Annotated in this window: 18 protein-coding genes; 10 read left to right on the top strand and 8 right to left on the bottom strand. The window is 53.3% G+C overall.

Translation table 11 applies throughout. The features are described from left to right. Positions 1-25 precede the first annotated feature (25 nt). Complete coding sequence (gene ytfQ / locus JTI85_RS03725; RefSeq protein WP_048212856.1) at positions 26-982, bottom strand: galactofuranose ABC transporter substrate-binding protein YtfQ; 957 nt, start codon at positions 980-982, stop codon at positions 26-28. A gap of 309 nt (positions 983-1,291) precedes the next feature. On the opposite strand from ytfQ, the gene ppa reads away from it, so the two are divergent. From ppa to JTI85_RS03710, 3 genes are all read left to right on the top strand, one after another. Then, positions 1,292-1,819, top strand: coding sequence for an inorganic diphosphatase (gene ppa / locus JTI85_RS03720; protein WP_048212857.1), 528 nt, complete (start codon positions 1,292-1,294; stop codon positions 1,817-1,819). Between the two features lie 209 nt (positions 1,820-2,028). Further along, entirely contained in the window at positions 2,029-3,099 is a 1,071-nt protein-coding gene (locus JTI85_RS03715) for a YncE family protein (protein ID WP_219352127.1), read from the top strand. An 85-nt stretch (positions 3,100-3,184) separates the two neighbouring features. Beyond that, positions 3,185-5,194 carry a TonB-dependent receptor domain-containing protein gene (locus JTI85_RS03710; RefSeq protein WP_219352125.1) on the top strand — a complete coding sequence of 670 codons (2,010 nt, stop codon included), beginning with the start codon at positions 3,185-3,187 and terminating at the stop codon, positions 5,192-5,194. Positions 5,195-5,251: 57 nt separating this feature from the next. Here the strand turns inward: JTI85_RS03710 and JTI85_RS03705 are convergent, their stop codons facing one another. From JTI85_RS03705 to tamA, 3 genes are read right to left on the bottom strand one after another with little or no spacing between them, the layout of a single operon-like run. Then, entirely contained in the window at positions 5,252-5,596 is a 345-nt protein-coding gene (locus JTI85_RS03705; protein ID WP_048212859.1) for a gamma-glutamylcyclotransferase, read from the bottom strand. Between the two features lie 2 nt (positions 5,597-5,598). After that, positions 5,599-9,375, bottom strand: a complete 3,777-nt coding sequence (gene tamB / locus JTI85_RS03700) for an autotransporter assembly complex protein TamB (RefSeq protein ID WP_219352124.1) — start codon at positions 9,373-9,375, stop codon at positions 5,599-5,601. After that, on the bottom strand, positions 9,372-11,105 hold the full coding sequence (gene tamA, locus JTI85_RS03695) for an autotransporter assembly complex protein TamA (RefSeq protein ID WP_048212861.1): 1,734 nt from the start codon (positions 11,103-11,105) through the stop codon (positions 9,372-9,374). Before tamA ends, tamB begins: the two co-directional genes overlap by 4 nt. 211 nt (positions 11,106-11,316) lie before the next feature. On the opposite strand from tamA, the gene msrA reads away from it, so the two are divergent. Beyond that, positions 11,317-11,955, top strand: a complete 639-nt coding sequence (gene msrA, locus JTI85_RS03690) for a peptide-methionine (S)-S-oxide reductase MsrA (protein ID WP_121585385.1) — start codon at positions 11,317-11,319, stop codon at positions 11,953-11,955. 152 nt (positions 11,956-12,107) lie between these two features. Next, entirely contained in the window at positions 12,108-13,445 is a 1,338-nt protein-coding gene (locus JTI85_RS03685) for a hemolysin family protein (protein ID WP_061067115.1), read from the top strand. A gap of 65 nt (positions 13,446-13,510) precedes the next feature. Here the strand turns inward: JTI85_RS03685 and JTI85_RS03680 are convergent, their stop codons facing one another. Next, positions 13,511-13,717: a DUF1107 domain-containing protein gene (locus JTI85_RS03680; protein ID WP_003025710.1), complete on the bottom strand. Its 207-nt coding sequence runs from the start codon at positions 13,715-13,717 to the stop codon at positions 13,511-13,513. A 326-nt stretch (positions 13,718-14,043) separates the two neighbouring features. Here JTI85_RS03680 and JTI85_RS03675 point away from each other — a divergent pair, with 326 nt between their 5' ends. Then, on the top strand, positions 14,044-14,601 hold the full coding sequence (locus tag JTI85_RS03675; RefSeq protein ID WP_048212864.1) for a YtfJ family protein: 558 nt from the start codon (positions 14,044-14,046) through the stop codon (positions 14,599-14,601). Here the strand turns inward: JTI85_RS03675 and cysQ are convergent. After that, on the bottom strand, positions 14,591-15,331 hold the full coding sequence (gene cysQ, locus JTI85_RS03670) for a 3'(2'),5'-bisphosphate nucleotidase CysQ (protein WP_115601090.1): 741 nt from the start codon (positions 15,329-15,331) through the stop codon (positions 14,591-14,593). The genes JTI85_RS03675 and cysQ overlap by 11 nt on opposite strands. 187 nt (positions 15,332-15,518) lie before the next feature. On the opposite strand from cysQ, the gene cpdB reads away from it, so the two are divergent. After that, on the top strand, positions 15,519-17,462 hold the full coding sequence (gene cpdB, locus JTI85_RS03665; RefSeq protein ID WP_219352122.1) for a 2',3'-cyclic-nucleotide 2'-phosphodiesterase: 1,944 nt from the start codon (positions 15,519-15,521) through the stop codon (positions 17,460-17,462). 42 nt (positions 17,463-17,504) lie between these two features. Here the strand turns inward: cpdB and JTI85_RS03660 are convergent, their stop codons facing one another. After that, a complete protein-coding gene (locus tag JTI85_RS03660; protein WP_219352562.1) occupies positions 17,505-17,885 on the bottom strand; it encodes a helix-turn-helix domain-containing protein in 381 nt (126 codons plus the stop codon). Positions 17,886-17,975: 90 nt separating this feature from the next. On the opposite strand from JTI85_RS03660, the gene JTI85_RS03655 reads away from it, so the two are divergent. From JTI85_RS03655 to JTI85_RS03645, 3 genes are all read left to right on the top strand, one after another. Further along, positions 17,976-18,824 (top strand): SDR family oxidoreductase, encoded by an 849-nt coding sequence (locus JTI85_RS03655; protein ID WP_061067112.1) that lies wholly within the window; start codon positions 17,976-17,978, stop codon positions 18,822-18,824. 81 nt (positions 18,825-18,905) lie between these two features. Continuing rightward, positions 18,906-19,730, top strand: a complete 825-nt coding sequence (locus JTI85_RS03650) for an AraC family transcriptional regulator (protein ID WP_219352561.1) — start codon at positions 18,906-18,908, stop codon at positions 19,728-19,730. A gap of 76 nt (positions 19,731-19,806) precedes the next feature. Further along, entirely contained in the window at positions 19,807-20,775 is a 969-nt protein-coding gene (locus tag JTI85_RS03645; RefSeq protein ID WP_200037470.1) for a DMT family transporter, read from the top strand. A gap of 61 nt (positions 20,776-20,836) precedes the next feature. Here the strand turns inward: JTI85_RS03645 and JTI85_RS03640 are convergent. Further along, positions 20,837-21,647 (bottom strand): methyl-accepting chemotaxis protein (locus JTI85_RS03640; protein ID WP_255575086.1); only part of this gene is annotated, 811 nt, incomplete at its 5' end.

Raw genomic sequence — 21,647 nt, 5'->3', positions numbered from 1 at the left:
GGCCTACGGAAGACCGACAGCAAAACTAGTAGCCCATGTTTTTCTTCTTCTCTAACTCTTCTTTCGCCGTATCCGGCAGATAGAGGATAGATTTGGTAATGGTCAGCTTCTCAGGCATCGTGCCGTCTTTCTTGAATTTCTCCAGCGCATCGAATGCCGGCCCTGCCATATTTGGCGTCAGTTCGACGCTGGCGTTGGCTTCGCCATCAATCATCGCTTTATAGATATCCGGTACGCCGTCGATTGAACCGGTCAGAATATCTTTGCCCGGCTTCAGACCCGCTTCTTTGATCGCCTGGATAGCCCCGATCACCATGTCATCGTTGTGAGCGTAAACCATGCAGATGTTCTTGCCGTTGTTTTCAGCTTTGATAAAGCTCTCCATCACTTCTTTGCCTTTGCTGCGGGTGAAGTCCCCGGACTGAGAGCGAATAATTTTGATGTTTGGCGCGCTGGCGATGGCTTCGGCAAAACCTTTTTTACGGTCAATCGCCACGCTGGCCCCGACGGTCCCTTGCAGCTCAACGACGTTACACGGTTTGCCATTCACCTCTTTAATCAGCCAGTCGCCGATTAATTTACCTTCCAGCACGTTATTGGCGGTAACGGTGGTCATATAGAGAGATTTGTCTTTTACATCGATGGAACGATCGAGCAAAAAGACCGGAATGTTGGCATCTTTCGCTTCTTTTAACACCGGCTCCCAACCCGTTGCCACGACCGGCGCAATGAAGATGGCATCTACGCCCTGCGCAACAAATGAGCGTACGGCTTTAATCTGGTTTTCCTGTTTTTGCTGGCCGTCAGCGATTTTCAGCGTAATACCTCGCTTTTCGGCCTCGCTTTTCGCCACATTGGTTTCCGCCGCGCGCCAGCCGGATTCAGAGCCAACCTGCGAAAATCCTACGGTTAAAGGGGCTGCCAATGCCATAGACGACATGGCTGTCGAAACTGCTGTGACTAAAAGTAAGCGCTTCCACATAAGTGCGTCCTCGTAGGGGGATTATTGTTGGTTAATAAACAGTCGCGAAAAAACTATAGACAATTGAGCATGTAACGAATTGCGTTACATCACACTTCAAAAAAGTAAATAAAACGTTAATCACAACTTTGTAATCGCTTTCATATCACTATGAAAAATGCGGCTGAAGATATGGATTTTTCTGTCACAAAAGAGAAGGGAAAAGAAGAAAATGTGCGCCGCGAAATCGAAAACAAGCGGAGACATTCGGCGCGAGTTGGCTATAATACCCGCCACTTGTTTGCCATAGCTTATTTAAAGGAAACAGACATGAGCTTACTCAACGTCCCTGCCGGTAAAGATCTGCCGGAAGATATCTACGTTGTTATCGAGATCCCTGCAAACGCAGATCCGATCAAATACGAAGTTGACAAAGAGAGCGGCGCCCTGTTCGTTGACCGCTTCATGTCCACCGCGATGTTCTATCCGTGCAACTACGGTTACATCAACCACACCCTGTCTCTGGATGGTGATCCGGTAGACGTTCTGGTCCCGACTCCGTATCCGCTGGAGCCAGGTTCAGTGATCCGCTGCCGTCCGGTTGGCGTACTGAAAATGACCGACGAATCCGGCGAAGATGCAAAACTGGTTGCGGTACCGCACACCAAACTGAGCAAAGAATACGATCACATTAAAGATGTGACCGACCTGCCGGACCTGCTGAAAGCGCAGATCACCCACTTCTTCGAGCACTACAAAGACCTCGAAGCAGGCAAATGGGTAAAAGTTGACGGTTGGGACAACGCTGAAGCCGCTAAAGCTGAAATCGTTGCTTCCTTCGAGCGCGCGAAGAAGTAAGTTCGCCTGCTCTGAAAACCCTGAACACCAGCCTCTGGTTAGTAAGGGTTTTTTTATGCCTGTGCTTTTCCTCCCTTTATTTTCCCGGTATCCCGCTGGTTTCTTTTTGACCTACCAGATTGGGTAGTCACATTTCATTTATCTTAATTGCGAATGAGATTAGATCTCATTATCATTCGATGCATGTAAATAAATGTGAATAAAAGTCAATGAACCTCCACACTGTGAAGTCCCTGAAACACTATTCTTGTGTGGCGCTCGCCACAGCACTGTTATTTACCAGCCTGCCCAGCGTGGCGCAGACGCTACCTGAGAAAGATTTTCTGACCCACGACGTCGGGAACGGCGTGTATGAACTGGCGGTTGATAGTCAGCAGAACACGCTCTTTGCCGCCTCGTCTCCGTCATTTGATAAAGACAAAACCCGCGGGCTTATCTACAAACTCGATCTGGAAAAACTCACAACCACCGAAGTCATCGACACCAGCCGTCGTGCCTTTGCCACCGCGCTGGACGAAGAAAATCAGGTGCTATATGTGGGCAACACGCTGGAAGGTTCGGTAACGCTAATTGATACCCGCAGCGGTAAAGAGTTGGCGATACTGCAACTGAGCGAGACCAAAAATCCAAAGGAAATCGTCCATACGCGTGAAATGGTGCTCGATAAGCAGCATCACCGTCTGTACGTTTCCGGCGTGGCTGAAAAAGGCATTGTCTGGGTGGTGGATACGCAAAAGCGCGAAAAAATCGCCACCATTGAAAATATGGGTCAGTATCCGACCGGTATGGCGGTGGATGCAAATAAGAACCACCTGTATGTGGTGAATGGCAGAAACGAGCTGATTACGCTGGACACCAGCAGCCACAAAATCATTAGCCGCTTTTCCATTGAACCCGCTAAAAAACATTTCTTCCTGAATATTGCGCTGGATGCAAAAAATAACCGCGCGTTCCTGACCGATCCGGATTTAGCGGATGTTTTGGTTGTCGATATTAATACTGGCAAAGTTATTGCGCCAATTAAGGTCATTAACTCTTTGGCAGTTATATATAACGAAAAACGCCAGGAAGTGTATATCACCCACCGCAATGCAAAGCGCATCAGCATTGTGGACAGCAAGACTTATCAGGTAAAACAAAGCATTGAAACCACTGCGTTACCTAACAGTCTTGCACTTTCTCAGGACGCTAACACCTTGTATGTCAGCGTAAAACAGCCGGAAGAAATGATTGGCGTAAAGCCCGATTACGTGCTGAAAATCGATCTCTCTAAATATTAATAATTAAAAACGCTTCTTACACCTTGCAGCTTTTCCGGGTTGCAAGGTGATGCTTTTGTTTTTTACTTTTCAGGTGTCTTATATTATGAAAACGCGTCAACTTATTACGCTGACAGGGATCGTTGCATTCTCTGGCGGGGTTATTTTCCCCACTCAGGCAGAAGAACTCACCGAAACCTCACGCAATAATGAAGATGAAATGGTGATCACCGCATCCGGGTTCTCGCAGCAAAAGCGCGAAGCGCCGGCCACCATTTCAGTTATCGATCGTAAAACGCTGGATATTCAGCCGGACCGTAGCATTGGTGAAGCGATTAAAAACCTTCCTGGCGTCTCGGTTACCAACAGCAGCGGCATGAATGCGGGCAGCATTATGATCCGCGGTATGGACCCGTCCTATACCGCTTTTATGGTCAACAGTGTCAAACAAAATACCGGTGAGTCGCGCCCCTACGGCCATGATATCGGTACTGAAGCCAACTTCTTACCGCCAATGGAGGCCATTGAGCGTATCGAAGTTATCCGCGGGCCAATGTCCTCGCTGTACGGCTCAGATGCCATCGGCGGTGTGGTCAACGTGATTACCAAAAAGCCGTACGGCGCGAAAGACTGGACGACGGCGATTGCGGCGAATACCTGGCTTCAGGAACACCAGTATTTGGGTAATACCAGCCAGATGAATCTGTTTACCATGGGGCCGATTGTGCCAGATGTTCTCGGCCTTAGCGTAGCGGCTGACTGGCTCGACCGTCGCGATGACGATCGCAATGACTATTTCGGCAAACACAACCGTAAATCCGTTGATATGACGCTGGGCCTGGCCGCCAGCGAAAACAACCTGTTCGACCTCAACGTTGTCACCGGCGAGCAGGAGAAAAATCGCACTCAGAAACGCGGCGCGCCGTGGTCATGGCTGTTTGATCGTAACGCCGCCACCCTGACACATACCGGCTGGTATGCAGATGACACCATCGCGACGACCAACTACATCAACTACGAAAAGGGTCGCTCAAAATACGTTTATGACGGTCAGTCCCCACAGTATGTACAGATGGAAAACTATGTCGCTAATTCGCAAACCACATTTACACTCGACAACCATAAACTGACCATCGGGGCGAATTTTACCCGCGAAGAGTTAAATGACCGCTTTGATGTGGCTAACAAAACGCTGCCCGGCTCAGAGCCGGTAACCAAAATCAGCCGCAACGGCTGGGCGCTGTTTGCTGAAGATGGCTGGAGTATTGACGATTTCATCCTGACCACTTCGGCGCGTATGGATCAGGACGATAACTTTGGTACACATATTACGCCAAAAATGTACGGCAACTGGGCCTTCAGCGATGCCTGGGCGCTAAAGGGCGGCGTTTCCGCTGGCTATAAAAAACCAGAGCTGCGAGCAACGTCCAGCAACTTCGTCACCCCTTACGGCTCAACCGTGCCTTATCCCTTCCTGACGGTAGGTAATGACGACCTGAAACCAGAGAAAAGCGTTAACTCTGAACTGGGCCTCTACTGGACGGGCGATGCGCTGGCGCTGGATAGCACGGTCTTCTATACCCAGTTCAAAGACAAAATCGCTGAACAAACCATTTGTGAAACCACGGCGACAAACCAGTGCTCGGTGAATGGCTACAAAGCAGATTCCGTCAGTAAATACTTTAACGTCAGTGAGGCAGACGTATACGGCATTGAGCTGAATGCCGACTGGCAAATTAGCGCCGACCTCAAAGCCAACGCTAACTACACCTGGAACCACAGCGAGCAGAAAAGCGGCGCCAATAAAGGCTACGCGCTAAACGACTACCCGCGTCATATGGCGAATCTGTCGCTGACCTGGGCGGCGACACAGAGTCTCGACGTGTGGAGTACGGTGAACTATCGCAGCAGTAACCGCAACAGTGGTAATAACTACAAGTACGATGACTACACAATGGTTGATGTGGGCGTACGTTATCAGCTCAATAAGCACACGCAGTTGATGGCAGGGGTCTACAACGTGCTGGATGAGGATCCGAAGCTGACTACCGCGTGGAATGAATCCGCGCAGGTGGAAGGCCGTCGCTATAATCTCGGCGCGCGCGTAGAGTTTTAAGCCTTAAATAAACAACGCCACCCGAAGGCGGCGTTGTTTATTCTCGTAGGCGATATATCAGTACTGGTCTCGGTCTAACCAGTTACCGCTTTCAATCAGCGTTAATCCCTCGACTGAACGTTGGTACACGTACATCCATGCACTTCCGTACGGCGTCTGAATTAACTGGCGTGCATATTCGCCACCTCGCGTACGCAGAGCGTCAAGCTCTGCCAGCGTGGCGTTGTCAATACGATAAACTTCCCCGTGTACCGTTCCGTTCCCCGGAACTGCGCCTGGATAGTGGCCCAGGCTGTACAACTGGTAGTTGTCGATACTGAAATTTCCCAGCAACAGGGCATTGGTCATCCAGTGGCTGTTGCCTTGTTTGGTTCGTAAACTGCCGTAGACAAATATTCGCATTGCTAAAACTCGAACTGATAGAGCAAATCAAGTGCCTGATCTACGCCAGACACGGCTTCCAGATATAGCTTAGGCATCAGACGATAACGTAGCGTGAGTGTCGCTAAGGAGTCAAATATACCCACACCATATTTCACCTGCAGACCTGGCAGTACGTATCCGCTGACAACCACCTGAGAGGAGTCACCCACCCCTTGCGTGTCCAGTGCCAGATTGCTTACGCCAAATGTCTCCCCGATTTTACCCACAACCTGACCACTTTGTGCAACCCCCAGGCCAATAAGCATTGAGGTCATCGCCGCGCTGTCGCTCTGCTCGCTGTCCAGCCCTTGTCCGCGCAGCAGGTAGGAAAGCGCCATTTGCTGCGACATTGCCGGGTCAGAGAAGATCTCCGCTTTCGGTTCATCAGCAGTGCCGGTGACGCGAACGCCGGCGATCACATCGTCTTCGGTGGCATCCGGGTTACGAATCGCTTCGATGTTGAGCAACGGCTGATCCGGCGGGCCGGAGAACAACAGCTCGCCCTTACGCACAATCAGATCCTGACCATAGGCATGGAAGCGACCGCTCGGGATATTAATTTGTCCGTTCAGCCCCAGCCCCTGCTTATCCTGCGCAACTTTCAGATCGCCCGTCAGACGCGCTTTCAGACCAAAAGCATCAATACGTACGTTGTTGCCTACATGAATGTTCAGGTTGCTGTTGATCGGAATACCGGCGCTTTGCGGCTTCTCTGGCTGCAGGTTGTCATTGAGCATGACCATGTCGCTGGACACCCCTACCGCACTTTCCGGCAGGTCGTGCACCACGATACGCGCCCACGGCACATCCACGTTGCCATCCAGGGTAAACAGACTCGGCGTGGCTTCAAAGACCACGTCCGGAGAGACATCCAGACGAACCATCGGCGGTACGGTAATACGAACCCTACTGCCTTTAGCCGCGACCCGCGCCCGCCAGTTGTCTATCTGACTCCAGTCGGCATCGCCGCTCAGGTTAATCTGCCCCTGCTGCGTACGCACCACGCCCGCTAACGTCGAACGCGTTCCGGTGAAGTTAACGGCTAACTGGCTGGGCTGCATGTCAAACGGCATAAAGTTGCCGTCGATATCCAGACCGCTCAGTTGCAGTTGTCCAAGCAGTTGTGGGCTTTGCACATCGCCGCCCAGACGCAGGTTGGCGTTGATCATTCCCGCGGCTTTTTCACCTCTCGAGAAGATAGGGTTCACCATCGCCAGATTGAAGTTGCGAATATTGACGTTACCGCCCAGATTACGGCGTCCCTGCGGATCGGTTACCTGCACCTGGCCGTCGAACTGCCCGTTGTTAGTCAGGCGAATCAGCCAGCCCAGTTCAGCACGGTTGTTGTGCAGGTCAGCGGTCAGATTCAGCGTCTCAAACGCCACCGGTAACGCGGCATCGTTTACGCTCTGGGTGACCTTCACGTTACGCCCACTTAGCGTGACCTGTCCCTGCGGCAGCCCATCTTTGGTGGTGTCCCAGCTCACATCGGCTTTACCGGTGAACACGCCGCTGGCCTGGGTTGTCTCCGGCATAAACGGTTTCAGCATTGCCAGATCGAAACGGTTCAGATTCACCACCGCGCGCCCTTCCGCGCCCGCATCAATCGTCTGTGGCACGCACAGTTCCGCATTCGGGTTATTCCAGCAGTGTGGCCCAATGCTGATTTTCTGTTCCTGATTACGGTAATCAAGCGCAATCGCGCGGTTAAGCGACCACGGACCAACCGGCGTCTGGAAGCGGGTATTGCTCAACGCCCCTTTCCAGCGCTGTTCTTTGCGATCGAAGCTGCCGGCAAGATCCAGTTGCCCGGAAACCGGTTCCCCCTGAATGCGCAACTGCAGCTCGTGCTGCTTTTCACTGCCTTTCGCGTTGAGCGTCACGAGGCCGATATTCACGTCAGGTTGTACAATCCGCTCTACGCGAACATTGAGATTACCGGCGATTTGCTCGGCCGATTTCACGTCGCCTTCGACGCGTACCTGAGCGACGGAAAGTTCCTGCCAGCGCAGACCACGGGCGGTGATATCCGCCAGCAGCTGTGGTGCTTCAACCGTACCGCGAACTTTTACCAGCCCTTTCGCCGTACCGCCCAGCCCCGGCAGCGCGTTATCCAGGCTTGGGGCATCAATCGTCGCATCCAGATTGAGATCTTTAACCCCCAGTTCCCCTTTCACATCCGCGCTGTTGCGTCCCAGCTCCAGATGCAGGCCCGGAATGATCCATTGCAGGTAACTGTTACCCTTCAGCGAACCGTTCACATTGACCTTATTCTGTTTTACATTCCCAGTCAGCTTCAGCTCCGGAACCTCCATCTGCCAGCTTCCGCCATACAGACTGCCGCGGGTTTTCACCAGACCATTCAGTTTTGACGGCCAGTCCGGGATCTCTTTTGCCGTATTGATGCCATCCAGCGTCAACTCTCCGCGCCAGCTGATCGCCTGCTGCCAGTCCACCAGCGCTTTCAGCTCGGTTTTTCCTTCCAGCGCCGCAATGCTGAGTTTGTCGAGATTGATCTGCTGTTCGTTGCCTTTAGCATCCAGCGTGATGGTAGCTGGAGGAATATCCTGTCCCTTCACGGCGGTACGCATCGACAACGTGTAGTCGGTCATCTTGCCGGTCAGCTTGAGCTTGATGTCATCGGCCTGAAACTGTTTGTCGCCGGTAAACGGCCAGTAAATCTGCTTACTCACCACTTCCAGATTGAGCGGCAACCCGGCTTCCGCCAGACGCGTTTGCGCCCGCAGATCCATATCCACCGGACCGGACAGGTTTATGCCGACTTCCAGTTGGTCACGCAGCGCGCCGCCGACCTTCAGCTTCACCTTTTCGCCTTTTAACGGGTCGATGTTCAGCGTGCTGTTTAACGTGATATCGACCGGCCATGTGTCGGTGAGCTGCGCCGTGCCGCTGGCTTTTACCGCCCCCTGATTCGAGTCGATATCCAGCGCGTCCAGCTTCATGTTGCCGTCAATGCTGCTCACTTTCAGCAGCAGGTTATGTACCGTGAGATCCGTATCCCCGGTCACGCGCAGCTGCTCGCCGCGAAATTCTTCAATATTGAGATTGAGCGGCAGATGCACATCGGCCATTTCCGGCAGCACCGGCTTTGAGAACAGATCTTTTAGCGTTTCGCCGAGCGGTTTTTCATCCGGCTGCGGGTTTTGAATTTTTGGTTCAACGACCTCTTCCTGTGCCACTTCCGCCACTTTAGGCAGGGCAATCAGCAACCCCTGCAATGACGTTGGCTTCAGGGTCAGCGTTTTTTCCTGCCAGTTCAGGCCAGAGGTAAAATCCAGCACGGAAACCGTGGTGTCATCAATTTTGATATTGATGTTGTTAAGCGCCACGTGTGAAAGCGTGATGGGGTAAGGCGTGGAAAGGTTAAGCGGACCGCTCTCTTCTTCCTCCACCGGCGCTGATGGCGGCATTTTTTTGCTGTCGATCGCTACGTTGATATTTTTCAGCGACAGATCGTTGACGCACAGACTGCTGTTCCACAGGCAATTAAGCCCCACGGCCAGATGTACTTCGCCAGCATTCACCGCCACGCCGGGCTGGTCATAACGAATATTTTTCAGTGATAAATCCCGCCAGCCGCCGGTGACCTGACCGATCTCCAGCCCAGGCACCCAGCGATTAGCTGCCTTGAAGACCAGATGCAGACCGGAGGTTGTCCCCACCAGGAATGCGACGGTACCTAACAACAGCAGGACAACAACCAGTACCCCGAGGCTTATCTTCTTCCATAAACTCATAATTCAGGCCCCAGACCGATGTAAAACTGTAAACCATGTTCATCTTTGTCGCCGACGGGGACGGCAAAGTCGAGCTTGATAGGTCCTACCGGCGACTGCCAGCGAACGCCGACCCCGGCACCGGTTTTGAAATCGCTTTTGCGAATATCGCTAACCGCTTCACCGCTATCGACAAACATCGCGCCCCACCATTTCCCGGTCACGTTGTACTGGTATTCCAGCGAGCCCGTCGCCAGCTTCGAGGCCCCTTTCAGCTTGCCGTCGCTGCCTTCGGGTGAAATAGATTTGTATTTGTAGCCGCGGATACTACGGTCGCCCCCGGCGAAGAAACGCAGATCTGGCGGGACTTTGTCGAAGTCACCGGTTTCAATCCAGCCGAGGTTACCGCGCATCACAAAACGGTGCTTGTCGTACAGTGTACGGATCCAGACGTTCTGCGCCTGGAAAACGGAGAAATCAACGTCTGAACCCCAGGCAGTATTCGAATAGTCAATGGAATAGCGTTGGGAATCCCCCCAGACAGGCATCAGGCCGCCGCGCGAGCGCGTCCGGCTAATCATCACCCCCGGATAAAGCAGCATGGTGGTATTGGTGACGTTACCCTGGGTAAAGTGGTCGAGGCTCCAGCGCAGGTTGATTGCACGCTGCCAGCCACTCGACAGATCCCAGTAGCGGGAGACCGCGAGCGTGGTTGAGTCCTGCTCGGTGTCGTTTAAATCGGTACGCTTAAAGCCCCCCTGCACCAGGTAATACTGCTCCAGCGGGTTCTTTAACAGCGGCATTTTATAGCTGAAATCAAGGACCTGCTCTGGCGCAGAAATACTGGCACTGGTGGTCAGGCTATGGCCGTAGGAGTTCATCCACGGCTTTTTCCACGAGGTTTTCAACCGCGGTCCCACGTCAGTAGAGTAGCCGGCCCCGGTTTCGATGGTATTTTCGGTGCGCGGCGAGACCACGCCTTTTAGCGGCAGTACTTTGGTTTCACGGGCTTTATCAAATTCAGGCGCCACCACCACGGAATTAAACCATCCGGTTGCCGAAAGGCGACGGTTTAGCTCTGCCAGATCTTTCGACTCGTACTCTTTGCCCTCTTTGAACGGCACCAGGTTTTGCAGGTACTCATCGCGAATTTGCGAACCTTCAAAAGTGACATGGCCAAAGCGGTAGCGCTCTCCGCTGTTGTAATCAATATCCCAGAATGCCTGGCGGCGATCGAGTGCAATTCCGAGCTGACTTTTATTAAATTCGCTGTCGAAATAGCCTTTACGCAATGCCACGCTGGTGAGCGACTTTTTGAAGCTGTCATAATCGCCCTGATTCAGCACGGTGCCGATTGCCGGGCGTGTTTTCAGCAGATCCAGGTAATCTTTATCCGTACGTGCGCCACCGCGCAGAATCACTTCTGTGCCGCCAATCAGCACCGGCTCACCGGGGGTCACTTTGGCAATCAGCACCTGGCGTCCTTTCGCCGGCGGCGGACGCAGTTCAAAATCAATGGTCGGCTCAAAGTAGCCCAGCGCTTTTAGCCCTTCGCGGATAGCATCATCAACGCGCGCACGAAAGCGTCGGTCTGGTGTGACTTCGTCACTTTGAATCGTGGACAGCTGCGCACGGACGTTTTTCTCCAGCGGCCCTGATAATCCTTCGACCTGTAAGCGAACATTCGCAGCAGCGGCGGAGCCACTTAAGCACAGTAATCCCACCCAACATAACTGACGGATATGTGGCACATTTTCTCCTGAATATCCTTTTTTCCACCCCTGGAAAAAAATACTATGCCGTTCCTCGGCTTAACAAAAAATCAACAATAAGAGTTGAAAAACAGACGACAACCCAAATATTTCTTATGTTTAACTCTAGACGCATTCACGCTGTTTATTTTGGGCAAAGACGCGTCTCGTTACAACCTTAACCCAAATGACTGATTTCGGGAGAACGGCCATGAGTTTATTTGATAGAAAGCATCTCGTTACTCAAGCAGATGCCCTACCTGGACGCAACACCCCGATGCCAGTGGCAACGCTGCATGCGGTTAACCAACGTTCGATGACCAACGTGCCCGATGGTATGGAGATAGCTTATTTCGCCATGGGATGCTTCTGGGGCGTTGAACGTTTATTCTGGTCATTACCCGGCGTATATAGCACCGCAGCCGGCTACACCGGTGGCTATACCCCTAACCCAACCTATCGGGAAGTCTGTTCCGGCGATACCGGACACGCCGAAGCGGTACGCGTCGTCTATGACCCGCATGTTATCAGCTACGAACAACTGCTGCAGGTGTTCTGGGAAAATCACGATCCGGCGCAGGGCATGCGTCAGGGGAACGACCAGGGTACGCAGTATCGCTCCGCCATTTACCCGTTAACGCCGGAACAAACCGCCGCCGCACAGGCCAGCCTTGAGCGTTTTCAGGCAGCAATGACCGCCGCAGGCGATGAACGCGATATTACGACGGAAATCAGCACGGCGACTCCGTTCTACTACGCCGAGGACGATCACCAGCAGTATCTGCATAAAAACCCTTATGGATACTGTGGCATTGGCGGCATAGGCGTTTGCCTGCCGCCGCAAGGATAATCGCCGCCCTCTGGCGGCTTTACAGTACCTTACGCTATACTAGCTCCTGAAATTGCCGGTCCACTCCCTTCGGACCGGTTTTCAATGTGTATTTCACACAGATTTATCAATTTATCCCTTCCGAGGATCTGGCCTTAACGGTCGGATAAGATATGTTAAACAGTATTTTAGTCATTCTCTGCCTGATCGCCGTGAGTGCGTTTTTCTCGATATCCGAGATCTCGCTTGCTGCGTCACGCAAAATCAAACTTAAACTGCTTGCCGATGAAGGCAACGTAAACGCACAGCGTGTTTTGAAGATGCAGGAAAACCCCGGCATGTTCTTTACCGTTGTGCAAATTGGTCTTAATGCGGTTGCTATTCTTGGCGGTATCGTCGGTGACGCGGCGTTTTCACCGGCATTTAACGGTCTGTTCTCGAAATACTTCGCCCCAGAGCTGTCCGAACAGTTAAGCTTTATTCTGTCGTTCTCCCTGGTGACTGGCCTGTTCATCCTGTTCGCGGATTTAACCCCGAAACGCATCGGTATGATTGCGCCAGAAGCTGTAGCTTTGCGTATCATCAACCCGATGCGCTTCTGTCTGCTCGTGTTCCGCCCGCTGGTATGGTTCTTTAATGGTCTGGCAAATAACATTTTCCGTCTGTTTAAGATCCCGATGGTGCGCAAAGACGACATCACCTCGGACGATATTTACGCCGTAGTAGAAGCCGGCGCATTGGCAGGGGTTCTGCGCAAGCAGGAACATGAGCTGATCGAAAACGTATTTGAACTGGAATCCCGTACCGTGCCGTCTTCAATGACCTCGCGCGAAAACGTTATCTGGTTTGATCTGCACGAAGATGAACAGAGCCTGAAGAACAAAGTGGCGGAACATCCGCATTCCAAGTTTCTGGTCTGTAACGAAGATATCGACCACATCATTGGCTATGTTGATTCAAAGGATCTCCTCAACCGCGTACTGGCAAATCAAAGCATGGCGCTGAACAGCGGCGTACAGATCCGCAATACGCTGATTGTTCCGGATACGCTGACGCTCTCAGAAGCGCTGGAAAGCTTCAAAACCGCAGGTGAAGACTTTGCCGTCATCATGAACGAGTATGCACTGGTGGTGGGGATTATTACGCTTAATGACGTAATGACGACACTGATGGGTGACTTAGTCGGCCAGGGTCTGGAAGAACAGATTGTGGCGCGTGATGAGAACTCATGGTTAGTTGATGGTGGTACGCCGATTGATGACGTGATGCGTGTGCTGGATATCGACGAGTTTCCGCAGTCCGGCAACTATGAAACCATCGGCGGTTTCATGATGTTCATGCTGCGTAAAATCCCGAAACGCACCGACTCGGTGAAGTATTCTGGCTACAAATTTGAAGTGGTGGATATCGATAACTACAAGATCGATCAGCTGCTGGTGACGCGCCTGGACAGCAAACCTACCGTTCTGGTACCAAAGCTGCCGGATGCAAAAGAAGAGACCAAAGCGTAATCCCGCCAGAAACATCAACGGCTCCCATCAGGAGCCGTTTTTTTAACTACTGCATAGCACTTTGATCAAGCCATCTCAGTTTGCAGACGCAAGACCTGACGGTTAACTTCGGACATAACAGAAAAATGCAGTTTGTCCTTCACTTTTGGGATAAGAATCTTACCCTTATCAAACTCAAAAGCGCCTACGTCCTTGATATATAACCGTCCACGAAACAGGATCTTCACGTACTTCGCCACCTGCAGCGGGTTGTATCGTTGGAAAATTTTCATTGTATCTCCTGCTGAGCGTTACGCCTTTGCGGTACCACAATCGGTCCGACAATCCTCAGGCGCAAATTTTAATGCCTTATGACTATAGACTATCTGAACGATGTTTCCAGCGTGTATAAGTTTATTTACCTTCAGGTTACAATTATTCAGAATTATCTTTTCAACGCTTCGCTGTCTTCAGTATAAGCCTTCATTTTTCGCAGGATTTGTGCGCCCGTCCGCAAACTGGCATCGCGCTTGCGGGAAAAAGCATCATTCGCACATATGATTAAATTCCAGGCCCAAGTGGTCGGATCACCTGCCAAATAAAGAAAGAAGGAAAACCCATGACCTTACAAAAACTGCTGGCCCTATCGTGCCTGCTGCTGCCGATGATTGCCTCCGCACATTCGTTTGAGACTAACCAGCGCGTGCCGCCGGTGGGTATTGCCGATCGCGGCGAACTGATTCTTGATAACGATAAGTTTAGCTACAAAAGCTGGAATAGCGCGCAACTGCCAGGGAAAGTCCGTATTGTGCAACACATCGCTGGACGTACCTCCGCCAAAGAGAAAAATGCGACACTGATTGAAGCCATCAAAGCGGCCAATCTGCCGCATGATAAATACCAGACCACCACTATCGTCAACACCGATGACGCCATTCCCGGCTCCGGTATGTTTGTGCGCAGCAGTCTGGAGAGCAATAAGAAGCTCTACCCGTGGTCGCAATTCATTGTCGACAGCAATGGCATTGCGCGTAAGGCCTGGCAACTGGATGAAGAGAGCTCCGCTATCGTCGTTCTCGACAAAGACGGACGCGTACAGTGGGCAAAAGATGGGGCGCTAACGCAGGATGAGGTGCAGCAGGTGATTGCCCTGCTGCACAAACTGCTCAGTAAATAGAGACGCGGAAGCCGGGGTTGAGGAACGATTCACGTGGGGTGTAATCCAGAGGTTTCCCCTGCCAGTCGTGAACGTGCGCTCCGGCTGCGGCAGCAACCGCGTGGCCCGCAGCGGTGTCCCACACGTTTGTGGGTCCAAAACGCGGATACAGTTGCGCCTGCCCTTCCGCCACCAGGCAGAACTTCAGCGAGGAACCAATCGAGGTGGTCTGGTGCTCACCCAACTGTTGCAGATACTCTTTTAACTCATTGTCGGCATGGGAGCGGCTAATCACCACCAGCGGCGGACGCGCATCACGCACCTGGATTTGTTTGCGCACACCGCACTCTTCTTTCCACGCTTTACCTTCTGCTGCGCTGTACATCACTTTCATTACCGGCGCGTAAACCACGCCCAGAACCGGCTTTCCCTTCTCGATAAGCGCAATGTTAACGGTAAATTCACCGTTACGCTTAATGAACTCTTTGGTCCCATCCAGCGGATCGACCAACCAGTAGCGCTGCCAGTGTTGACGAACATCCCAGCCCGGAGGCGCCTCTTCAGACAGAACCGGAATATCCGGCGTCAGCGCCAGTAATCCCTCGAGGATCACAGTGTGCGCTGCGATGTCTGCCGCCGTGACCGGAGAATCGTCCTGCTTGCTGGTAATCTCCATCGGTTTGAGTCCATCGTAGACCTGCATAATGGCATCGCCCGCGTTCCGTGCAAGCTGGCATACATGTTCTAACATTCTCCACCTCGTTTCTTTCGTGGTGTTAACTCGTTGTTTTACTTATACCCGATCGCCAGGGGATCCGCCAACTGTGATAGCGTCTGCGGTTTTAAACGCTATATTCATGTCATGATTCACAGTTCTGTAAGCAAGAAGATTTATATACATTTTCTTTTGTGGCTTAGATCTTAAAAGGATGCCCCTGATGATTAAGTTTAGTGCAACGCTTCTGGCTACGCTGATTGCAGCCAGTGTGAATGCCGCGACCGTCGATCTACGGATAATGGAAACCACTGATTTGCATAGCAATATGATGGATTTCGATTATTACAAAGATACGGCGACTGAAAAATTTGGCCTGGTGCGTACGGCGAGTCTTATCAACGCTGCGCGTGGTGAAGTCAAAAACAGCGTGCTGGTTGATAACGGCGATTTGATTCAGGGCAGTCCGCTCGGGGATTACATGGCGGCCAAGGGGCTGAAAGCGGGCGAAACTCACCCGGTCTATAAGGCGCTGAATACGCTGGATTACGCGGTGGGTAACCTCGGCAACCATGAATTCAACTACGGTCTTGAGTATCTGCACAACGCACTAGCCGGGGCGAAGTTCCCTTACGTTAATGCCAATATCATCGACGTTAAGACCAAAAAGCCGCTGTTTACGCCTTATCTGATCAAAGACACTGAGGTTGTCGACCAGCAAGGGAACAAGCAGACGCTGAAGATAGGCTATATCGGTTTTGTGCCGCCGCAGATCATGACCTGGGATAAAGCCAACCTCAGCGGTAAAGTGACGGTGAACGACATCACCGAAACCGCACGTAAATACGTGCCTGAGATGCGAGCCAAAGGCGCGGATGTGGTGGTGGTAGTAGCTCACTCCGGGCTTTCAGCCGACCCGTATCAGACAATGGCGGAGAACTCCGTTTACTACCTCAGTGAAGTCCCGGGCGTGGATGCCATTATGTTTGGTCACGCTCACGCCGTTTTCCCCGGTAAAGACTTTGCCAACATCAAAGGTGCTGATATCACAAAAGGTACGCTCAATGGCGTTCCTGCGGTGATGCCGGGCATGTGGGGCGATCATCTGGGCGTGGTCGATCTGGTACTGAATAACGACAGCGGGAAATGGCAGGTCACCCAGGCGAAAGCCGAAGCACGTCCGATTTATGACGCGGCGGCGAAAAAATCACTGGCCGTTGAAGATAAGAAAATCGTTGAGATCCTGAAAGCCGATCACGATGCCACGCGCGAGTTCGTCAGCAAGCCAATCGGTAAATCCGCCGACAACATGTACAGCTACCTGGCGCTGGTGCAGGACGATCCGACTGTGCAGGTGGTGAATAATGCGCAGAAAGCCTATGTAGAGCACTTTATTCAGGGCGATCCGGATCTGGCGAAGCTGCCGGTGCTTTCCGCCGCCGCGCCGTTTAAAGTGGGCGGGCGTAAGAACGATCCGGCCAGCTTTGTTGAGGTGGAAAAAGGCCAGCTTACCTTCCGTAACGCCGCCGATCTGTACCTTTATCCCAATACCCTGGTGGTGGTAAAAGCCAGCGGTAAAGAGGTGAAAGAGTGGCTGGAATGTTCCGCCGGACAGTTTAATCAGATTGATATCCACAGCAGCAAACCACAGTCGTTGATTAACTGGGACGGCTTCCGTACCTATAATTTCGACGTGATTGATGGCGTGAATTATCAGATTGATGTTTCACAACCCGCCCGCTACGACGGGGAATGTCAGACCATTAATCCGAAAGCGGAACGTATTAAAAATCTGACCTTTAACGGCAAACCAATCGATCCGAATGCCACCTTCCTCGTCGCGACCAACAACTACCGCGCCTACGGCGGTAAGTTTGCCGGAACCGGCGACAGCCACATCGCGTTTGCATCACCGGATGAAAACCGCTCGGTGCTGGCGGCATGGATAGGTGCCGAGACGAAGCGTGCCGGTGAAATTCATCCAGCGGCAGATAACAACTGGCGTCTGGCGCCAATTCACAGCGATACGCCACTGGATATTCGCTTTGAAACATCACCGTCTGATAAAGCCGCGGCGTTTATCAAAGAGAAAGGGCAATATCCGCTGAAGAAAGTCGCGACCGATGACATCGGTTTTGCCATTTACCAGCTGGATTTGAGTAAGTAACTTTAGTGCCGGATAAGGCGTTAGCCGCCATCCGGCAATACTTTACGCCGCCCGCTCTTCCCGCTGCGCCAACACCTGCGGCAAATTCAGTTCTATCCAGTCCGCCAGTGCGGCGACTTTATCGCTCACCTGCTCACCCAACGACGTCAGGCTATACTCCACATGCGGCGGTACGACCGGATACGATACCCGGTTGATAAACCCGTCCTGCTCCAGCGCTTGCAGAGATTGCGCCAGCATCTTTTCACTGACGCCGCCCATCTTACGACGCAAGTCGCTGAAACGGTGCGTACCGTCGCGCAGCGCAACCAGAATCAACCCCCCCCAGCGGCTGGTGACGTGTTTTAACACCTCGCGGGAGGGGCACTGCTCGGCGAACAAGTTGCCATCGCGTAACTGCTGAGAAAGCGTTGGTGTGGCCATTTTCATACTTACCTTTTTGTACGTACTTACTAAAAGTTAGTTTAGGTGTTAGCGTGTTTAAACACAAGACCAATACCAAGGAGTCACCCCATGATCGCGATTACCGGTGCCACCGGCCAACTGGGCCAACACGTTATTGAAACTCTGCTGAAAACTGTTCCTGCCAGCCAGATTGTGGCCATTGTGCGTAACCCTGCGAAAGCGACGGCGCTTAGCCAGCAGGGCATTACCGTTCGTCAGGCGGATTACAGCGATGAAACCGCCTTTACAGCTGCCCTACAGGGTATCGACAAGCTACTGCTGATCTCGTCGAGCGAAGTGGGTCAACGCGCCCCGCAGCATCGCAACGTAATTAACGCAGCGAAAGCTGCCCACGTGAAATTTATCGCCTACACCAGCCTGCTACATGCCGACTCTTCCCCACTGGGATTGGCTGATGAGCATATCGCAACCGAGAAGATGCTGGCTGAATCCGGTATCGCCTACGCGCTGCTGCGTAACGGCTGGTACACCGAAAACTATCTCGCCAGCGCCCCGGCCGCGCTGGAACACGGCGTCTTTATTGGCGCGGCAGGTGAAGGTAAAATCGCCTCGGCGACCCGCGCCGACTATGCCGCTGCCGCCGCGCGCGTCATCAGTGAAGACGGTCACGCCGGTAAAACCTATGAGCTGGCGGGCGACGCAGGCTGGACGCTGAGCCAACTGGCTGCCGAACTGGCAAAACAGAGCGGTAAAAAAGTGGTGTATCAGAACCTGAGCGAAACTGACTTTGCCGCCGCACTGAAGGGCTTTGGTCTACCAGCCGGGCTGGCGGACATGCTGGCTGACTCAGACACTGGCGCCTCCAAAGGCGGTCTGTTCGACGACAGCCATACGCTAAGCAAACTGATTGGTCGCCCGACCACCTCGCTGGCTGACAGCGTCAAAGGCATCGTGTAAGTGTTAAAAATTAGTTAATTGTGGTGGCATCCCCGCGCATCCTCTCTGATAATGACAGGATGATGCGTGGGGAGAGAAAACGTGCAAGGTGTACCTGAGCAGTTTATTGATGAGAAAGACAGCGCCCGCTTTCGCCATCTGGCGCAGGTGCCGGGCGTAGAGCTGTATCATGCGCACATCTCACGTTACGCCTTTGAGCCGCACACTCATGAAGCGTTCGGCATTGGCGCGATAGAAGCCGGAGCCGAGCGTTTTCGCTATCGCGGCACGCAGTACGTGGCCCCCGCCCATTCCGTCGTCACCATGAATCCCGATGAGCTGCACACCGGCGAGGCCGAAACCGCCGACGGCTGGCGCTATCGGATGATTTATCTTGAGCCCGATCTTCTGGAAGAGGTCACCGGGATCCGCCACTGGTGGTTCCATGACGTTACCCGTCACGATCCGCTGCGCTCGCGCCAGATCTGCTCGCTGATCCAGGGTCTGTGGAACACCGAAGATCCGCTGGCGCAAAAAGGATTATTACTCGATCTGATCGACACGTTCCAACCGCTGGCCCGCCATGCGCCGGTATTACCGGAGGGGGCGCATCGCTTTGAACGCGTGCGCGAGTATCTGCACGATAATTACATGCACCCGGTCACGCTCGATGAACTGGCGCGGGTGGCATCGCTGAGTCCCTGGCATTTTCAGCGCCAGTTCAAATTGCATTTTCACGTCACGCCGCACCAGATGCTGATGGCGATCCGTCTGTGGCGAGCCAAAGGTTTTCTTACCTACGGTATGCCCGCCGCAGAGGTCGCCGCCGCAACCGGCCTCACCGACCAGTCGCATCTCACCCGCGCCTTTACCCATCGCTACGGCATTACGCCGGTACGTTATCAGAAACAAGTCGTCCGGCGTTGATCAGCAATCTCATACAATACGGCGGCATTTTTCCTGCCTACACTCGACCTTATGTTAAGCGATGTGGATGTCAAAAATGATTAGCGGTGTGTTGTATGCCCTGCTGGCCGGGCTGATGTGGGGACTAATTTTTGTTGGACCGCTGATCGTTCCGGAATACCCGGCGGTGTTACAGTCGATGGGGCGTTATCTGGCGCTGGGGCTGATCGCATTGCCGATTGCCTGGCTGGGTCGCGGACGACTGCGTCAGTTGACGCGCAAAGACTGGGTAACCGCTCTGGCGTTAACCCTGATGGGCAATCTGATTTATTACGTTTGCCTGGCAAGCGCTATCCAGCGCACCGGCGCACCGGTCTCCACGATGATTATTGGTACATTGCCGGTAGTGATCCCGGTCTTCGCTAACCTGCTCTACAGCCAGCGTGACGGCAAATTATCATGGTGGCGTTTATCGCCTGCGCTGGTGTTGATTGGTATAGGCCTGCTGTGCGTGAATATCTCGGAGCTGAATCAGGGACTCCCCGACTTTAGCGGCTGGCGATATGGCTCTGGCATCGCACTGGCGCTGATTTCGGTGGTGTGTTGGGCGTGGTATGCGCTGCGTAATGCCCGCTGGCTGCGCGAGAATCCGGATAAGCACCCGATGATGTGGGCGACTGCCCAGGCACTGGTGACGCTGCCTGTTTCTCTGCTCGGTTATATTGCCGCCAGCCTGTGGCTGAACGGGCAAACGCCTGACTTCGCGCTGCCCTTCGGCCCGCGCCCGGGCGTGTTTATCGGCCTGATGATAGCCATTGCGGTCTTGTGTTCGTGGGTTGGCGCACTGTGCTGGAACGTCGCCAGCCAGAAGCTGCCGACGGTGATCCTCGGCCCGCTGATTGTCTTCGAAACGCTGGCTGGCCTGCTGTACACCTTTATTCTGCGCAAGGAATTTCCGCCGCTGCTGACGGTAAGCGGTATTGCACTGCTGATAATAGGCGTGGTGATTGCGGTGCGGTCAAAACCGCAGAAACCGGCCGTAGTGCCGGTTTCGGGGGATGCCTGATGGCGCTGCGCTTATCAGGCCTACAAGGACTGTACGATCTCATGTAGGCCGGATAAGGCGTTTACGCCGCCATCCGGCGCGACACTTTAAACACCGCCACCGTCTGGTTCAACCGCGCGGCCTGCTCTTCGAGCGCGGCGGCGGCGGAAGCGGACTCCTCCACCAGCGAGGCGTTTTGCTGCGTGACGCGATCCATCTCAGCCACCGCCTGGCCGACCTGATCGATACCCCGACTCTGTTCATCGGAGGCCGAGGCTATCTCGCCCATAATATCGGTCACGCGGGTCACGGCGCTGACGATTTCCGCCATCGTTTCACCCGCTTCATGCACCAGCGCTGTACCGGCATTAACCCGATTCCCCGAGTCATCAATCAGCGCCTTAATCTCTTTTGCCGCCTGAGCGCTACGCTGCGCCAGCGTGCGGACCTCACCGGCAACGACAGCAAAGCCGCGCCCCTGTTCGCCCGCGCGCGCCGCTTCTACCGCCGCGTTCAGCGCCAGGATGTTGGTCTGGAAAGCAATGCCGTCGATAACAGTGGTAATTTGCGCAATTTTGCTGGAACTGGTGGCGATTTCATCCATCGTACGCACCACACCGTCGACCACGGCTCCACCTTTCTGCGCCGTCTGCGAGGCATTTTTTGCCAGACTGGTCGCCTGACGCGCGTTATCCGCATTCTGTTTCACGGTTGCGGTGAGTTGTTCCATGCTGGCAGCAGTTTCTTCCAGAGAAGCAGCCTGCTGCTCGGTACGTGAAGAGAGATCGTTACTGCCAGCGGCAATTTCACCCGCCCCGGTATAGATGGTGTCAGCCCCGTCACGCACCACGCTGACAGTGTTCGCCAGCGCCTGCTGCATCTCGCGGACGTTG

It is taken from the genome of Citrobacter sp. Colony219 (assembly GCF_019382635.1).
GTDB classification, from domain to species: domain Bacteria; phylum Pseudomonadota; class Gammaproteobacteria; order Enterobacterales; family Enterobacteriaceae; genus Citrobacter; species Citrobacter youngae.
The sequence above is the reverse complement of the archived record's forward strand: the minus strand, read 5'-3'. Positions and strand labels throughout refer to the sequence as shown.

Excerpts from the sequence above, each read along its gene's own strand:
- ytfQ (WP_048212856.1), bottom strand. The coding sequence starts at position 982 with ATGTGGAAGCGCTTACTTTTAGTCACAGCAGTTTCGACAGCCATGTCG.
- cpdB (WP_219352122.1), top strand. The coding sequence starts at position 15,519 with ATGATTAAGTTTAGTGCAACGCTTCTGGCTACGCTGATTGCAGCCAGT.
- ppa (WP_048212857.1), top strand. The coding sequence starts at position 1,292 with ATGAGCTTACTCAACGTCCCTGCCGGTAAAGATCTGCCGGAAGATATC.
- JTI85_RS03685 (WP_061067115.1), top strand. The coding sequence starts at position 12,108 with ATGTTAAACAGTATTTTAGTCATTCTCTGCCTGATCGCCGTGAGTGCG.
- JTI85_RS03645 (WP_200037470.1), top strand. The coding sequence starts at position 19,807 with ATGATTAGCGGTGTGTTGTATGCCCTGCTGGCCGGGCTGATGTGGGGA.
- tamB (WP_219352124.1), bottom strand. The coding sequence starts at position 9,375 with ATGAGTTTATGGAAGAAGATAAGCCTCGGGGTACTGGTTGTTGTCCTG.
- msrA (WP_121585385.1), top strand. The coding sequence starts at position 11,317 with ATGAGTTTATTTGATAGAAAGCATCTCGTTACTCAAGCAGATGCCCTA.
- JTI85_RS03660 (WP_219352562.1), bottom strand. The coding sequence starts at position 17,885 with ATGGCCACACCAACGCTTTCTCAGCAGTTACGCGATGGCAACTTGTTC.
- JTI85_RS03675 (WP_048212864.1), top strand. The coding sequence starts at position 14,044 with ATGACCTTACAAAAACTGCTGGCCCTATCGTGCCTGCTGCTGCCGATG.
- JTI85_RS03655 (WP_061067112.1), top strand. The coding sequence starts at position 17,976 with ATGATCGCGATTACCGGTGCCACCGGCCAACTGGGCCAACACGTTATT.
- JTI85_RS03710 (WP_219352125.1), top strand. The coding sequence starts at position 3,185 with ATGAAAACGCGTCAACTTATTACGCTGACAGGGATCGTTGCATTCTCT.
- JTI85_RS03715 (WP_219352127.1), top strand. The coding sequence starts at position 2,029 with ATGAACCTCCACACTGTGAAGTCCCTGAAACACTATTCTTGTGTGGCG.
- JTI85_RS03680 (WP_003025710.1), bottom strand. The coding sequence starts at position 13,717 with ATGAAAATTTTCCAACGATACAACCCGCTGCAGGTGGCGAAGTACGTG.
- cysQ (WP_115601090.1), bottom strand. The coding sequence starts at position 15,331 with ATGTTAGAACATGTATGCCAGCTTGCACGGAACGCGGGCGATGCCATT.
- JTI85_RS03705 (WP_048212859.1), bottom strand. The coding sequence starts at position 5,596 with ATGCGAATATTTGTCTACGGCAGTTTACGAACCAAACAAGGCAACAGC.